This window comes from Lysinibacillus sp. 10T31, assembly GCF_056394365.1.
This window is the reverse complement of record NZ_JBFTHS010000142.1, coordinates 1-980: the sequence shown is the minus strand read 5'-3', so window position 1 is coordinate 980 and position 980 is coordinate 1. Positions and strand designations below refer to the sequence as shown.

At 32.9% G+C, this 980-nt stretch carries 1 pseudogene; it reads left to right on the top strand.

Annotated elements, in window-relative coordinates:
* Positions 1-229 precede the first annotated feature (229 nt).
* Positions 230-980: pseudogene (locus AC1DCY_RS27180) on the top strand (tyrosine-type recombinase/integrase); the annotation flags it as partial.

Below are 980 nucleotides of genomic sequence, written 5' to 3'. Positions count from 1 at the left end.
TTTAGCTTGATAAGTAGGTATAACTAAATCAAACAAAACCTTCCAAAAACAAACTTTAGGACGGTTATTTGTCATGCACTTTTTTAGTATAGCACGTGCCTATTAAACTTTTAACAGAAAATTATTGACAAACTATTAGCTGGTTTAGTGAAGTATTTTTTCTATGTATACTCCTTCTAGCAAATTGGAAATATCTTCTCTATAAATAATATTTTTAGAGGAATGTATTTTGTTAATGTCAAAAGCATGGGAAACATATGAATCTGAAAAGAGAATTGAAGGTTTTTCCTTACAAACTTTAAAAGCATATCGACTTCAGGCGGCATTACTTACTCGCTATTTTGAAGATGTTGATATTGAGCCACTTACGACTGTTCAACTAAAAGAGTACTTAGCAAAAACTAGTGTGTATCTTAAACCCTCTAGTCTTGCTCACCGAATTCGTTTTATGAAATCATTGTTCCGTTGGTCACATGAAGAAGGACATATATCTAAAAATCCAGCAGCTAAAATAAAAGAACCAAAAGTCAGAAAACGAATTCCTAAGTTTTTAACGAACATTTAAGAGAGGCATGCCATACTCCCCTGGAATAGCGATATTTGAGTTTATGTTTTCAACAGGATGTAGAATTGGAGAAATTGTTTCACTAAAGAAGAATAATATTAATTGGTCAGAACGCTCTGCAATCGTTAGAGGTAAAGGAGATAAAGAAAGAGAAATTTACTTTAATATCCGCTGTGATATTTGGTTTAAACGATACATTGAAAGTCATCAAGATAGAGATCCGGCTATTTTTGTTACTGAAAGAAATCCACATCGTATGAGTATTGCGCAAATGAGGTATATCATTAAACGAATCTCCAGTCGTGCTGGAATAAATAAGATATACATCCCCATCAATTAAGACATAGTTACGCTACACATCTATTAAACAATGGCGCACCCATTGAAGTAATTCAAAGTTTAATGGGGCATGAAA